12 protein-coding genes are annotated in these 12,886 nt (G+C 67.1%); 7 read left to right on the forward strand and 5 right to left on the reverse strand.

Going from position 1 to position 12,886, the window contains the following annotated elements; translation table 11 throughout:
- Positions 1 to 99: 99 nt before the first annotated feature.
- Positions 100 to 1,467 (reverse strand): helix-turn-helix domain-containing protein, encoded by a 1,368-nt coding sequence (locus AC5P68_RS14080; protein ID WP_049452549.1) that lies wholly within the window; start codon positions 1,465 to 1,467, stop codon positions 100 to 102.
- Between the two features lie 115 nt (positions 1,468 to 1,582).
- Here AC5P68_RS14080 and AC5P68_RS14085 point away from each other — a divergent pair, with 115 nt between their 5' ends.
- From AC5P68_RS14085 to mmsB, 5 genes are read left to right on the forward strand one after another with little or no spacing between them, the layout of a single operon-like run.
- Positions 1,583 to 3,088, forward strand: a complete 1,506-nt coding sequence (locus AC5P68_RS14085) for a CoA-acylating methylmalonate-semialdehyde dehydrogenase (protein ID WP_012478809.1) — start codon at positions 1,583 to 1,585, stop codon at positions 3,086 to 3,088.
- Between the two features lie 14 nt (positions 3,089 to 3,102).
- Positions 3,103 to 4,269 (forward strand): acyl-CoA dehydrogenase family protein, encoded by a 1,167-nt coding sequence (locus AC5P68_RS14090; RefSeq protein WP_033833499.1) that lies wholly within the window; start codon positions 3,103 to 3,105, stop codon positions 4,267 to 4,269.
- Complete coding sequence (locus AC5P68_RS14095; RefSeq protein ID WP_005411946.1) at positions 4,266 to 5,063, forward strand: enoyl-CoA hydratase; 798 nt, start codon at positions 4,266 to 4,268, stop codon at positions 5,061 to 5,063. The genes AC5P68_RS14090 and AC5P68_RS14095 overlap by 4 nt, the downstream gene beginning before the upstream one ends.
- The gene (locus AC5P68_RS14100) at positions 5,060 to 6,235 is read left to right on the forward strand and encodes an enoyl-CoA hydratase/isomerase family protein (RefSeq protein WP_049433153.1); all 1,176 of its coding nucleotides are present in this window, start codon (positions 5,060 to 5,062) and stop codon (positions 6,233 to 6,235) included. The genes AC5P68_RS14095 and AC5P68_RS14100 overlap by 4 nt, the downstream gene beginning before the upstream one ends.
- The gene (gene mmsB, locus AC5P68_RS14105; protein ID WP_005407687.1) at positions 6,232 to 7,122 is read left to right on the forward strand and encodes a 3-hydroxyisobutyrate dehydrogenase; all 891 of its coding nucleotides are present in this window, start codon (positions 6,232 to 6,234) and stop codon (positions 7,120 to 7,122) included. The genes AC5P68_RS14100 and mmsB overlap by 4 nt, the downstream gene beginning before the upstream one ends.
- Positions 7,123 to 7,270: 148 nt before the next feature.
- On the opposite strand, the gene AC5P68_RS14110 is transcribed toward mmsB, so the two are convergent.
- Both AC5P68_RS14110 and AC5P68_RS14115 read right to left on the reverse strand, forming a co-directional pair.
- Positions 7,271 to 7,696: an organic hydroperoxide resistance protein gene (locus AC5P68_RS14110; protein ID WP_014035621.1), complete on the reverse strand. Its 426-nt coding sequence runs from the start codon at positions 7,694 to 7,696 to the stop codon at positions 7,271 to 7,273.
- A 111-nt stretch (positions 7,697 to 7,807) separates the two neighbouring features.
- On the reverse strand, positions 7,808 to 8,788 hold the full coding sequence (locus AC5P68_RS14115; protein WP_049403794.1) for a cation diffusion facilitator family transporter: 981 nt from the start codon (positions 8,786 to 8,788) through the stop codon (positions 7,808 to 7,810).
- Positions 8,789 to 8,892: 104 nt separating this feature from the next.
- On the opposite strand from AC5P68_RS14115, the gene AC5P68_RS14120 reads away from it, so the two are divergent.
- The gene (locus AC5P68_RS14120) at positions 8,893 to 9,072 is read left to right on the forward strand and encodes a hypothetical protein (RefSeq protein WP_033833506.1); all 180 of its coding nucleotides are present in this window, start codon (positions 8,893 to 8,895) and stop codon (positions 9,070 to 9,072) included.
- A gap of 293 nt (positions 9,073 to 9,365) precedes the next feature.
- On the opposite strand, the gene AC5P68_RS14125 is transcribed toward AC5P68_RS14120, so the two are convergent.
- Together AC5P68_RS14125 and AC5P68_RS14130 are read right to left on the reverse strand one after the other, a co-directional pair.
- The gene (locus AC5P68_RS14125; RefSeq protein WP_033833503.1) at positions 9,366 to 11,147 is read right to left on the reverse strand and encodes a peptidoglycan-binding domain-containing protein; all 1,782 of its coding nucleotides are present in this window, start codon (positions 11,145 to 11,147) and stop codon (positions 9,366 to 9,368) included.
- Positions 11,148 to 11,189: 42 nt separating this feature from the next.
- Positions 11,190 to 11,609, reverse strand: coding sequence for a lysozyme inhibitor LprI family protein (locus AC5P68_RS14130; protein WP_005407691.1), 420 nt, complete (start codon positions 11,607 to 11,609; stop codon positions 11,190 to 11,192).
- Positions 11,610 to 11,829: 220 nt separating this feature from the next.
- Between AC5P68_RS14130 and dusA the strand changes: the two genes are divergently transcribed.
- Positions 11,830 to 12,861, forward strand: a complete 1,032-nt coding sequence (gene dusA / locus AC5P68_RS14135) for a tRNA dihydrouridine(20/20a) synthase DusA (RefSeq protein WP_033833505.1) — start codon at positions 11,830 to 11,832, stop codon at positions 12,859 to 12,861.
- Positions 12,862 to 12,886: the final 25 nt, after the last annotated feature.

Genomic DNA, 12,886 nt, shown 5'->3' on the forward strand with positions numbered 1-12,886 from the left:
ACCACCCCGCCATCCCACGGAAAGCCCGCTGTTGCTTTTGAGGTTGCCGGCCAGCGGCCGGCACTACCGCAGGTGCAGGGCGCAGCCCTGCAGAACCCCCTACCGCCCCGGCAACTGCGCGAACGCGCGCTGCATGCAGTCCTCGCGCGGGCACACCCGGCAACCCGGCCCGATCGACACCGAGTTCCCCGGGCTCTGTACATCCAGCCCCAGCGAATACACCAGGCGTTCGGCATGCTGCAGGTCGCAGCCCAACGCCACCGCGAACGTCTTGCGTGGCTGGCCATGGCCCACCGGCCCGCTGCTGACCTGCCGCGCCAGCCAGAAATGACGGCGGCCATCGGGCATGCGCGCGGTCTGGGTGAGGATGCGCCCGGGCTGGTTGAACGCCTCGTAGACGATCCACAGCGGGCACGACCCTCCCACCTGCGAGAAGTGGAAATCGGTGGCCGAATGGCGTTTGGACACGTTGCCGGCACGGTCCACGCGGATGAAGAAGAACGGCAGCCCGGGCGCACTGCGCCGTGCCAGCGTGCTCAGCCGATGGCAGACCGCTTCGAAGCCCACGCCGAACTGGTGCGCCAGCAGCTCGATGTCGTAACTGCTGGTCTCGGCCGCACGCAGGAAACGCATGTACGGCATCACCAACGCACCGGCGAAGTAATTCGACAAGCCAATCCGCGCCTGCGCGATGCGTGCCTCATCGCTGAAGCCAGCGCGCGCCACTACCGCATCGATCTGCGGCAGGTAGCCGTGAAGGGCCAGCTCGGCCGCCATCTGGAACGCCTGCTGGCCGGGCTCCAGGTAATCGGGCAGCCACAGCCGCCGCGCATCGGCATCGTATTGCCGTTTCTCGCGCCCGGCCTGCAGTGCGGCCACTTCCACCAGCACGCCATGGCGGTCGGCCAGCAGCTGGCGCAGCCGCGGTGCCACATGCCCGGGCGACAGCCCCCATTCGGCGAACAGCTGCTCGGCCAGCTCGTCCAGTTCGGGGATGTGGTTGTGCATGCGGTTGAAGAACTCGCGCACCTGGTCACCGGCGGGCAGGGTGCTGCCGGCACCGGGCTCGCCCAGCTGGAACTCCAGCGCGGCGGCATGCTCGCGCAGCGCCAGGTGGCGGCGGTGCAGGTCCAGCAGTGCGCGGCTGACCTGCGGCAGGTTGCCGGCCAGGGCGCGCAGCTCGGTCGCGCTGACTTCGGCCAAGCCGAGGTCGCGCAGGGTCTCGCCCAGGGCTTCCTGCAGGGCAGCGGGCTCATCTTCGTCGAACAGTGAGGAAACATCGCCCAATACCTCGCCCAGCTTCTTCTGCACGGCCGGGGTGAGTGGGCGTTTGTTGCGCTCGATCTGGTTCAGGTAACTGGCCGACAGGCCCAAGGCGCGGGCCAGGTCCACCTGGCTGTAGCCGCGTTGCTCGCGCAGCCGTAGCAAGCGCAGGCCAAGCTGCCGCTGGGTGGCTGAATAATTCACAGAATTAACATGAATCGTCTGGCGTGTTGGCCAGATTAAGCGGATTCAGCCCGGAAATCGAGACGGGTGATGTGAATAATGCCAAGCATCTTTCGCACCCCGTGGGATTGTCGTCATGACTGTTGCAGCGCCCCGTATCCGCATGCTGATCGATGGCCAGTTCGTTGAATCGGCCACCTCCCACTGGCAGGACGTGATCAATCCGGCCACCCAGGACGTGCTGGCCAAAGTGCCGTTCGCCACCACCGGCGAAGTGGACGCCGCCGTCGCCGCTGCCAAGGAAGCCTTCAAGACCTGGCGCAAGACCCCGATCGGTACCCGCGCGCGCATCTTCCTGAAGTACCAGCAGCTGATCCGCGAGAACATGAGCGAGCTGGCCCACATCCTCACCGCCGAACAGGGCAAGACCCTGCCAGACGCCGAAGGCGATGTGTTCCGTGGCCTGGAAGTGGTCGAGCACGCCGCCGCCATCGGCAACCTGCAGCTGGGCGAGCTGGCCAACAACGTGGCCAATGGCGTGGACACCTACACGATCATGCAGCCGCTGGGCGTGTGCGCTGGCATCACCCCGTTCAACTTCCCGGCGATGATCCCGCTGTGGATGTTCCCGATGGCGATTGCAACGGGCAACACCTTCATCCTCAAGCCGTCCGAGCAGGACCCGATGGTCACCATGCGCCTGGTCGAGCTTGCCTTGGAAGCCGGCATTCCGAAGGGCGTGCTGAACGTCGTCCACGGCGGCGAGGAAGTGGTCAACGCGATCTGCGACCACCCGGACATCAAGGCCGTGTCGTTCGTCGGCTCCACCCGCGTCGGTACCCACGTCTACAACCGCGCCTCGCTGGCCGGCAAGCGCGTGCAGTGCATGATGGGCGCCAAGAACCACGCCGTGGTGCTGCCGGACGCCAACAAGGAACAGACCCTCAACGCGATGGTCGGTGCCGCCTTCGGTGCCGCGGGCCAGCGCTGCATGGCCGCCTCCACCCTGGTGCTGGTCGGTGAGGCGCGCAACTGGGTGCAGGACCTGGTCGAAAAGGCCAAGACGTTGAAGGTCAGCGCCGGCACCGTGTCCGGCACCGACGTCGGCCCGGTCATTTCCTGCAGCGCCCGTGAGCGCGTGGAAGGCCTGATCGCCTCGGGCGTGGAGCAGGGCGCCAAGCTGGTACTCGACGGCCGCAAGCCGCAGGTCGATGGTTTCGAGAAGGGCAACTTCGTCGGCCCGACCATCTTTGCCGGTGTCACCACCGACATGCGCATCTACCAGGAAGAAATCTTCGGGCCGGTATTGGTCATCCTCGAAGCGGAAACGTTGGAAGACGCCATCGCGATGGTCAACAGCAACCCGAACGGCAACGGCACCGCACTGTTCACCCAGTCCGGCGCGGCCGCGCGCAAGTTCCAGGAAGACATCGACGTCGGCCAGGTCGGCATCAACGTGCCGATCCCGGTGCCGGTGCCGCTGTTCTCGTTCACCGGTTCGCGCGCCTCCAAGCTGGGTGACCTCGGCCCGTACGGCAAGCAGGTGGTGCTGTTCTACACCCAGACCAAGACGGTCACCGCGCGCTGGTTCGATGACGAGACGCTGAGCCACGGCGTCAACACCACGATCAGCCTGAAGTAACGGCAGGAGCAGCCATGAGCCACTCGATGACGACGGAACTGGAAGAAGCGCAGCAGGCGTACCGCGAGGCGGCGCGCGACTTCGCACAGGCCGAACTGGCGCCGCACGCTGCGCGATGGGATGCGGAGGGCATCTTTCCGCGCGAGGCGATCGCCAAGGCCGGTGAACTGGGCTTCTGCGGCCTGTACATGGACCCGGAAGTGGGCGGCAGCGGCCTGAGCCGACTGGACGCCGCCGTCGTCATCGAGGAGCTCGCCAACGTCGATCCGTCGACCGCGGCGTACATCAGCATCCACAACATGGCCTCGTGGATGGTGTCCAAGTGGGGCCAGCCGGCCCTGCGCGATGCGTGGGGCGCCGATCTGTCCTCGGGCAGCAAGCTGGCCTCGTACTGCCTGACCGAACCGGGTGCGGGTTCCGATGCGGCGTCGCTGAAGACCACCGCCGTGCGCGATGGCGACTTCTATGTGCTGAACGGCTCCAAGGCCTTCATTTCCGGCGCCGGTGCCACCGAGCTGCTGGTGGTGATGGCGCGCACCGGTGGCCCCGGTGCCGGGGGTGTCAGCGCGATTGCGGTGCCGTCGGACCTGCCGGGCATCAGCTTCGGCCGCAAGGAAGAGAAGATGGGCTGGAACAGCCAGCCCACCCGTGGCATCACCTTCGAAAACGTCCGCGTGCCGGTCAGCCACCTTCTGGGAGAGGAAGGCGGCGGATTCAAGCTGGCGATGAAGGGTCTGGACGGCGGCCGCATCAACATCGCCGCCTGCTCGCTGGGTGCCGCGCAGGGTGCGCTGGATGCCGCACGCCGCTACATGGGCGAGCGCCGCCAGTTCGGCAAGGCGCTGGCCGAGTTCCAGGCGCTGCAGTTCAAGCTGGCCGACATGGTCACCCAGCTGGTCGCCGCCCGGCAGATGGTGCACACCGCCGCGCGCAAGCTCGATGCCGGTGCCAGCGACGCCAACGTGTGGTGCGCGATGGCCAAGCGCTTCGCCACCGATGCCGGCTTCAACGTGTGCAACGAAGCGCTGCAGATCCACGGTGGCTACGGCTACATCCGCGAATACCCGATCGAGCGCCTGCTGCGTGACTGCCGCGTGCACCAGATCCTGGAAGGCACCAACGAGATCATGCGGGTGATCGTTGCCCGTCACCTGCTCAACACCGAAGAGGAACTGCGATGAAGGATTGGCGTACCCAGGAGCACGTGGGCCTGAAGGTGGAGGTGGATGGCCACACCGCCGTGGTCACCCTGAACAACCCGCCGGCGCACACCTGGACCGTGCACAGCCTGTCGGCGCTGCGCGACCTGGTGGGCGCGCTCAACGCAGACCGCGACATCTACGCGCTGGTGATCACCGGTGACGGCGAGAAGTTCTTCTCCGCCGGTGCGGACCTCAACCAGTTCGCCTCCGGCGACAAGGCCGCTGCACGCGAGGCCGCGCGCCGCTTCGGTGAAGCCTTCGAAGCGCTGTCCGGTTTCCGTGGCGTGTCGATCGCCGCGATCAACGGCTACGCCATGGGCGGTGGCCTGGAATGCGCGCTGGCCTGCGACCTGCGCATCATCGAAGACCACGCCCAGGTCGCGCTGCCGGAGGCCACCGTCGGCCTGCTGCCGTGTGCTGGCGGCACCCAGAACCTGCCGCGCCTGGTCGGCGAGGGCTGGGCCAAGCGCATGATCCTGCTGGGCGAGCGCATCAATGCCGAGACCGCACTGCGCATTGGCCTGGCCGAAGAAAAGGTCGGCAAGGGCGAAGCCAAGGCACTGGCCCTGGAATGGGCGAAGAAGGCCGGCAAGCAGAGCCCGACCAGCATCGCCGCCTGCAAGACCCTGGTGCAGTCCACCCGCACCGGCACCCACGCCTCGGCGCTGGTGGCCGAGCGTGAAGCCTTCGTCGACCTGTTCGACACCGCCGACCAGGTCGAGGGCGTGACCGCCTTCCTGGAAAAGCGCACCGCGCAGTGGAAGAACGCATGAGCACCGACACCGTTGCCGACGACGCACCGGTGCTGTTCGAGGAGCGCGTGGCCGGCAACGGCGCGCGCATCGGCATCGCCACGCTCAACGCGCCGCGCACGCTCAATGGTTTCTCGCTGCCGATGGCGCACCTGCTGCTGAAGCAGCTGAAGGCCTGGGCCGATGACGACGGCATCGCCATGGTGGTGCTGCAGGGCGCCGGTGAGAAGGCGTTCTGCGCCGGCGGCGACCTGCACAGCCTGTACAAGAGCATGGTCGCCTTCCGCGAGGCCGGCTGCAGCGACATCCGCGAGAACGACTACGCCGCCGAGTTCTTCGACGTCGAATACCGCGTCGATCATCTCATCCACACCTACGCCAAGCCGATCCTGTGCTGGGGCCATGGCATCGTGATGGGTGGCGGCATCGGCCTGATGTCCGGCGCCAGCCACCGCGTGGTCAGCGAGCGTTCCAAGCTGGCCTTCCCGGAAATCACCGTCGGCCTGTTCCCCGATGTCGGTGGCAGCTGGCTGCTGCCGCGCGTACCGGGCAAGGGCGGCTTGTTCCTGGCGCTGACCGGCGCACTGCTCAACCCGGGCGATGCCATCTACGCCGGCCTGGCCGACGTGCACGTGGCCGAAGAGCGCCGCAGTGCAGTGTTCGATGCGCTGCTGCAGGTGGCCTGGTCCAGTGATTCCGCACACAACCACGAACGCCTGACCCATCTGCTGCAGTCGCATGCCAGCGATGCCGCCACCGGCCCGCTGCTGGCCAATGCCGCGCAGGTCGAGGCGCTGTGCGAGGGCGATGACCTGCCCGCGATCATCGAGCGCATCAGCAAGCTGCAGACCGACGATGCCTGGCTGCAGGCGGCACAGAAGACCCTGGCTGCCGGCGCACCGGGTTCGGCACGCTTGGCGTACGAACTGCAGCGCCGCAGTACCGGCCAGGACCTGGCCGCGGTCTATCGCCTGGAGTACATCGTCGCCCTGCACTGCGCCGCCCACGGTGATTTCGCCGAAGGCATCCGCGCGCTGCTGATCGACAAGGACCGCAATCCGCAGTGGAACCCGGCCACCCTGGCCGAGGCCACCGGCGCGTGGGCCGACACCTTCTTCGCTTCCCCCTGGGCCGCTGCCGCGCATCCGCTGGCCGACCTGGGCACTCCCCTTGTTGAAAGGAGCCTTGCATGAGCCGCATTGCATTCATCGGGTTGGGCAACATGGGTGGCCCGATGGCCGCCAATCTGGTCAAGAACGGCCACAGCGTGCGCGTGTTCGATCTGGTCCCGGCCGCGGTGCAGGCCGCCGTTGACGCCGGTGCCAGTGCTGCGTCGTCGGCGCGCGACACCCTGGCCGATGCCGAAGTGGTGATCTCGATGTTGCCGGCCAGCCGCCACGTCGAAGGCGTGTACCTGGGCGATGACGGCATCCTTGCCGCGATTCCGGCCGGTGCGCTGGTCATCGACTGCAGTACGATCGCCCCGGCCAGCGCCCGCAAGGTCTCCGAGGCCGCTGCCGCGCGTGGCCTGCAGATGATCGACGCACCGGTGTCCGGCGGTACCGCCGGTGCCCAGGCCGGCACCCTGACCTTCATCGTCGGTGGCGAAGAGGACGCGCTGGAACGCGCGCGCCCGGTGCTGCAGGCGATGGGCAAGAACATCTTCCATGTCGGCGCCAGCGGCGCCGGCCAGGTCGCCAAGCTGTGCAACAACATGGCGCTGGGCGTGATCATGGCGGTGACCGGTGAAGCCATCGCGCTGGGCGTGGCGCACGGCCTGGACCCGAAGGTGCTGTCGCAGATGATGGCGGTCAGCACCGGCCGCAGCTGGGCCACTGAAGTGTGCAACCCGTGGCCGGGCGTGCTGGAAAACGCGCCGGCCTCGCGCGGCTACAGCGGCGGTTTCGGCAGCGATCTGATGCTGAAGGACATGGGCCTGGCGGTGGAAGCGGCGATGAGTGTCGGTGCCTCGATTCCGCTGGGCGAAGTGGCCCGCAACCTGTACTCGATGAACCACCAGGCCGGCCGCGGCAAGCTGGATTTCTCCAGCGTCGTGCAGCTCATCACGAGCGAGAAGTGACCTGGTAGTGCCGGCCGCTGGCCGGCAACCTCATGCCCCCCTGTGGGACAACGAAGGTGGGATGGGCGGATGTTCGGTTTCGACCGGCATCCGCCCATTTTTTTGCTCTTTACGTTGGTAGTGCCGGCCGCTGGCCGGCAGCACCCCATCAGGCAACGATCAGCGTCACGTCGATGTTGCCGCGGGTGGCATTCGAGTACGGGCACACGATGTGCGCCTTCTGCACCAGCTCTTCCAGCTGCTCGCGCGGCACGCCCGGAGCGCTGATGGTCAGCTCGGCTTCGATGCCGAAGCCGGTCGGGATCTGGCCGATGCCGACCTTGCCAGTGACGGTGGTGTCGGCCGGCAGCGCGACCTTGGCCTGGCCGGCCACGAACTTCAGCGCGCCCAGGAAGCAGGCCGAGTAGCCGGCGGCGAACAGCTGTTCCGGGTTGGTGCCCGGGCCACCGGCGCCGCCCAGCTCGCGCGGGGTCGACAGCTGGATGTCCAGCACGTTGTCGGAGGAGACGGAACGGCCTTCACGGCCGCCGGTGGAGGTGGCCTGGGCGGTGTACAGAACCTTTTCGATGGACATCGGGATGCTCCTGGTCGGTGGGTGGGTGGTGCGTTGGAGCGTACTTTGCCCGGTTTCCGCGTACGTTGGGTTGCAGGGCGTACGAAAAACTTGATCGATCGTCCTGGTGGCCTAGATCGTCCACTCGCGGTCGGTGGTGAACATGATGGTCAACCAGCGGTCCGGCGAGGCCTCGCCCAGCGCGTCGCCGATCTCGTCGCGCAGCTGGTCCCATTCCACCAGCGGCCGCGGCGGGTCGTTTTCCGGCACCACGAAGAACAGCTCGATCTGCTCGCCTCGCCCCACCTGCGCCACGTAGCTGCGGTGCTCGACGAAGCCATGCTTGGCCACGATCGCGCGTGCCACGGCATCCACGTGCGCCTGCAGCTCCGGCGGGGTGACCAGCAGGATGCCCGCCAGCGCCCGGCGCACGGTGCCGAGCGGGGCGATCATCACCAGCACGCAGACGAAGGCGAGGATGGCCGGGTCGATGTACGGCCCGACCCAGGCCCACGAGGTGCCCTGCACCAGCACGCCGCCGAGGAAGGCCAGCAGGTAGCAGGCTGACATGCTGGCCGCGATCACCCAGTTTTTCGCATCCAGTGCGATGAACTCCGAGCCGATGCGGCGGTTGGCGCGCAGGATGAACCAGGCCAGCGCGCCTTCGCCGACGATGGACAGCCCGGCGAAGGCGATGGCCGGGCCCAGTGCGATGTGGCGGCCCCCGGACATCAGTGCATCCACCGCATTGACCAGGGCATACAGTGCCGCACCGATCATCAGCGTGCCGCTGACCCCCAGCACGATCGGTTCCAGGTGCCAGAAGCCCATGGTGAAGCGCTGGTTGAGCCTCGACTGCAACGCGTCGGTCTGGGTGGACAGCGCGATCAGGCGTGCCACCAGCAGCGACAGCCAGGTCATGACCACGTCGATCAGGCCGTAGATGCCGTCGAAGATGATCAGCGAGGAATTGGCCAGCAGGCCGAATACCACTGCGGCGGCGGCCAGCAGCAGCGAGGCGGCGATCGACAGGCGCAGCACGCCCTGTTCGGTGGCGGGGTCGAAGAACTGCGGGCGGTGGGTGGCCATGGCCCGATTGTAGGGCGGCGGCATGCTTCGCTGCCTTCCGCTGTCCGGCATCGTCGCAGAACGTCGAGGACATCGCCGAGACGCCCAGCGAGCGTGACCGCGGATTCGTCGCCCAGGGCATGGCCAACATGGTCATCGAACTCCTCGGCCGCATGCTGGATATGCAGCGCTACGATGCCGGTGACACGCAGGTCTACCGCGTGCGTGGGCAGGTGTTCTTTGCCTCGGCCGGCCCTCTGGGTGCGGTGTTCGATTACCCGCACGTGACGCCGAAGGTACAGATTGATCTGCGCGACGCCCACCTGTGAGACCTGACCGCCTGAGGCGGCAGTGTTTCAAGAAGCAGACCGCCTATGGATGGCGGGTACTGACCACTTAGGGAAAGCTCCGGACGGACTTATCTGTCGTCAAAGCGTCGACGCGATCAAACCGGATCGGCTACACCTCGAGGCCGACTCCCTCGAAGCGTGGGCACGCTCCGGGGCGCAAGACCTCGCATTTGCGACAATCCTCGACGCACCTCAACCAATGCCCCCGTCGGCCTCAAGCCGACGAGGGGTGAGCAAGGTAATGGCACTCGCAGGCCCGTGGGCCCGCTCTCTTACGCCATCATGGCCCGCGGGCCGTGCTGCTGGGTCTGCTGGTCGATCTTCTGCTGCTCGCGCTGCTGATCGCTCACCTGCAACGCCCGCTCGCTGTTCTCCTGCACGCTCTGGCGCATCGCGTCAGCGGTCGATACCGGCGCGGTATTGCGGTTCAACGCGCTTTCGTCATGCAGCGCATTGGCCTGCACCGCGCGCGCCATCGAGCCATCCTGGTTCAGCTCAACGCGATCAACCCGGTACAGGCCGGCACGTGCAGCTTCCACGGTAAGCGCAGCGGCCAGCTTCTCGCTGTGCTCGCCGGAGGGCAGGCCACGCGCTTCCTCGGCGAACTTCACCTGCACCAGGGTCTCGGTGTACAGCCAGTTCTGCGGGCTGCGCGGGTCGGACATCGGGTACACCGTCTCGCGCGCAGGCTCGGCCGCGGCCTGCTGCTCCTGGGTGTTGCCCTGTGCCTGCGCACGCTGCTGCACTTCATTGGCCAGCGCCTGGCGGGTTTCCGCATCGGCAATGCCGGTCGCAGGCAGGCCATGCTGCTGCTGGAACGCGTTGATCGCATGGCGGCTGCCACCGCCCAGATAGCCGTCGCTGCCGATGGCCTGACCCTTGGCGTCGGTCAGCCCCAGCGCGGCCAGGTTGCCCTGGAGTTCGCGCGCGTCGCGGTCGATCGCGGCCAGCGTGGCTGGCCCGGCCTTGCCGTCCACCGGGTCCAGATTGTGTGCGCGCTGGAAGTCTTCCACCGCCTTGCGGGTGGTGGCATCGAAGCGCCGGTCCGGATTCAGCGTCTGCTGGCCGCCAGCACTGGCATAGCCCAGCGTGACCAGATTGCTCTCCAGCTTCAGCACGTCACGGCCGCTGGACCCTTCCTTCAACGTCTGCGAACCGGCCTGCTGGCGCGGTGCGCCGATCTGGTCCAGCGCCACCTTGATGTCTGCATCGTTGTGCTCACCGGCGGGTGAGTAGTCGCGGCTGCTGACCTTGGCATGGGCGCGGTCCATTGCGTCCTTGTTGTTGGCGTAGGCATTTTCGTAGCGCACGGCGATGTCGCCGGCCTTGGGCGCGTCGAAGTACTGGTAGGTCTCGCGGATCTGCCCGGCCTTCGCGCGCAGCGCCTCGTAGTCACCGCCTTCTTCCAGCACCTTCTGCAGCTTGGGCAGCTGGCTGGGCAACTGGTTGGCGGTCTTGGCGATCAGGCTGATCGCTTCGAAGCGGTTTTCCTCGGCGATGCCGCTGCCGTGTGCGTCCACCATCGCCATGCCGATCCGGGTGGCGTTGCGCACCTGCGGGTAGTCGATGTTCGCGTGGATCCACTGCTTGCCCTCGGCCGAACCGGCCCAGGCGTTGATGCTGTCGCGCGTGTTGGTATCGATGAACTGGATCGAGCTGCGCCCGCTCAGGCCATTGCCGTGGCTGAGCAGGTCGCGGCGCAGGTCGGCGTGGTCCTGGGTGAACGGCAGGTTGTGCGCCTTGGCATAGCTGCTGGCCTGATCGATCACGGCGTCGACATAGGTCGTCTCGCCCGCCTTCAGTGCGTGGCCGTCGATGGCGCCCAGCGCCCACTCGCCGCGCTGGCCGAAGTCGACCTGGATCGCGCCCAGGCTGTAACCGCTGTTCTGCGCGACTTTGTTCACTGTGCCCCAGTGCGGTTCGGTCACGCCCTGGGTGATGCCGGCGATGGCCAGATGGTAGGAGGCGGGACCCCCTTCGGTACCACGGCCGACGGCGAAATACACGGCGCCGGAGGTGGCATCGAGATCATGGGTATCGATGTTGGTTGGCATGTCTTACATCCTTGTGCAGTCAGAGGGTTTGCCCCTCAAGGGTCAGTCCAGCAGCTGCAGATACTTCTGCAGCTGGTCGGCACGCGCGCTCAGGCGCATCACATCGTTCAGCTCGCCCTGCAGGTTGCCGGGCTGCGAATCGTCGTACAGCGCGGTATCCAGTTCGCTATCGCGGCTGCGCGACTGCAGCCACGCGCGCTGGGCATTCACCAGCTTGGTCTTCTTTGCGCCACTCAGCTTTGCCTGCAGCTGGCGGTAGGCCTGGTTCAGACGCTGGTCCTGGCGTGCGCTTTCCGAGGTCAGGCAGGCGGCCTGCTCGATCGCACCCTGTGCCTTGTCACGGCAGGTGGTGAAGGTCGGGCTCAGCCCGGTGGCAGCCGGTGCTGCGGTTGCCGTGCCGATGGCCAGTACGGCGACCGCCAGCGCGGTGGCGAGGGTCCTGCTCAAACGCTTGTGCTGCATCATCTGCTCCACACGTCCAATCCATTGCGAGCGACGGACTATAGCGGCGTCAATATTTCGTCGTCGTCAACGAATCGCGACAACTGTGACCGGTTGCCCGTCATTGTGGGGTGGCGCCGCCCGGCCTGCGGACGGCCCTCGGGCCCGGGCGCCCCAGCGCTATCCGGGCGCCAGCCGCCGCCATTCAGCCGAGCGGTGTAAACTATTGATCTCACTGACAATGCCAGTCTCCACGATCAACACCCCGATGACGTCCGCCACCGCCCGTTACGCTGATTCCCTGCGCCTGTCCGTTGCCCCGATGATGGACTGGACCGACCGCCATTGCCGCGTGTTCCATCGCGTGCTGGCGCCGGGTGCACGCCTGTACACGGAGATGGTGCACGCCAACGCGGTCATCCACGGTGACCGCGAGCGCTTGCTCGGCTTCGACCGCAGCGAACAGCCGCTGGCGCTGCAGCTGGGCGGCAGCGATCCGGCCCTGCTGGCGCAGGCTGCGCGCATTGCCGCCGAGTGGGGATACGACGAGGTCAACCTCAACTGCGGCTGCCCATCCGACCGCGTGCAGGCCGGGCGTTTCGGCGCCTGCCTGATGCGCGAGCCGGTGCTGGTGGCCGAGTGCGTGGCGGCCATGGTCGATGCGGCCGACATCCCGGTAACGGTAAAGTGCCGCCTGGGCGTGGACGAGGACAACGACTACGACGTGTTTGCCAGCTTCGTCGACCGCCAGGTCGCCGCTGGTGCGGCGATGGTGGTGGTGCATGCGCGCAACGCGTGGCTGAAGGGCCTGTCACCGAAGGAGAACCGCGAGGTTCCGCCGCTGAAGTACGACTGGGCCTACCGCCTGAAGCAGGAACGCCCAGCACTGCCGGTGGTGATCAACGGTGGCCTGGCCAGCATCGAGGCGGTACAGGCGCAGGCCGCGCACGTCGATGGCGTGATGCTGGGCCGGGCGGCCTATCACGACCCCTATCTGCTGCATCAGCTGGAGGCGCTGCACACCGGCGCCCCGCTACAGGCACGTGGTGACCTGCTGCGCGCGATGCGCCCCTACATCGAGGCGCGGCTGGGCGAAGGCCTGGCGCTGAAGCACATCACCCGCCACCTGCTCGGCCTGTTCCATGGCCAGCCCGGTGGTCGCGCCTTCCGCCAGGTGCTGAGCGAGGGCGCACACCGCCCGGGCGCCGGCTGGAGCCTGATCGAACAGGCCTTGGCGGTCACCGAACGCGAAGCTGATCGCGCCGCGGCGTGACGTCGGTCACGGTCCTGACTTGACA

The organism is Stenotrophomonas sp. YJH_SMC_58 (assembly GCF_059369635.1).

Excerpts from the sequence above, each read along its gene's own strand:
- AC5P68_RS14085 (WP_012478809.1), top strand. The coding sequence starts at position 1,583 with ATGACTGTTGCAGCGCCCCGTATCCGCATGCTGATCGATGGCCAGTTC.
- AC5P68_RS14090 (WP_033833499.1), top strand. The coding sequence starts at position 3,103 with ATGAGCCACTCGATGACGACGGAACTGGAAGAAGCGCAGCAGGCGTAC.
- AC5P68_RS14095 (WP_005411946.1), top strand. The coding sequence starts at position 4,266 with ATGAAGGATTGGCGTACCCAGGAGCACGTGGGCCTGAAGGTGGAGGTG.
- AC5P68_RS14100 (WP_049433153.1), top strand. The coding sequence starts at position 5,060 with ATGAGCACCGACACCGTTGCCGACGACGCACCGGTGCTGTTCGAGGAG.
- mmsB (WP_005407687.1), top strand. The coding sequence starts at position 6,232 with ATGAGCCGCATTGCATTCATCGGGTTGGGCAACATGGGTGGCCCGATG.
- AC5P68_RS14110 (WP_014035621.1), bottom strand. The coding sequence starts at position 7,696 with ATGTCCATCGAAAAGGTTCTGTACACCGCCCAGGCCACCTCCACCGGC.
- AC5P68_RS14115 (WP_049403794.1), bottom strand. The coding sequence starts at position 8,788 with ATGCCGCCGCCCTACAATCGGGCCATGGCCACCCACCGCCCGCAGTTC.
- AC5P68_RS14120 (WP_033833506.1), top strand. The coding sequence starts at position 8,893 with ATGGTCATCGAACTCCTCGGCCGCATGCTGGATATGCAGCGCTACGAT.
- AC5P68_RS14125 (WP_033833503.1), bottom strand. The coding sequence starts at position 11,147 with ATGCCAACCAACATCGATACCCATGATCTCGATGCCACCTCCGGCGCC.
- AC5P68_RS14130 (WP_005407691.1), bottom strand. The coding sequence starts at position 11,609 with ATGCAGCACAAGCGTTTGAGCAGGACCCTCGCCACCGCGCTGGCGGTC.
- dusA (WP_033833505.1), top strand. The coding sequence starts at position 11,830 with ATGCCAGTCTCCACGATCAACACCCCGATGACGTCCGCCACCGCCCGT.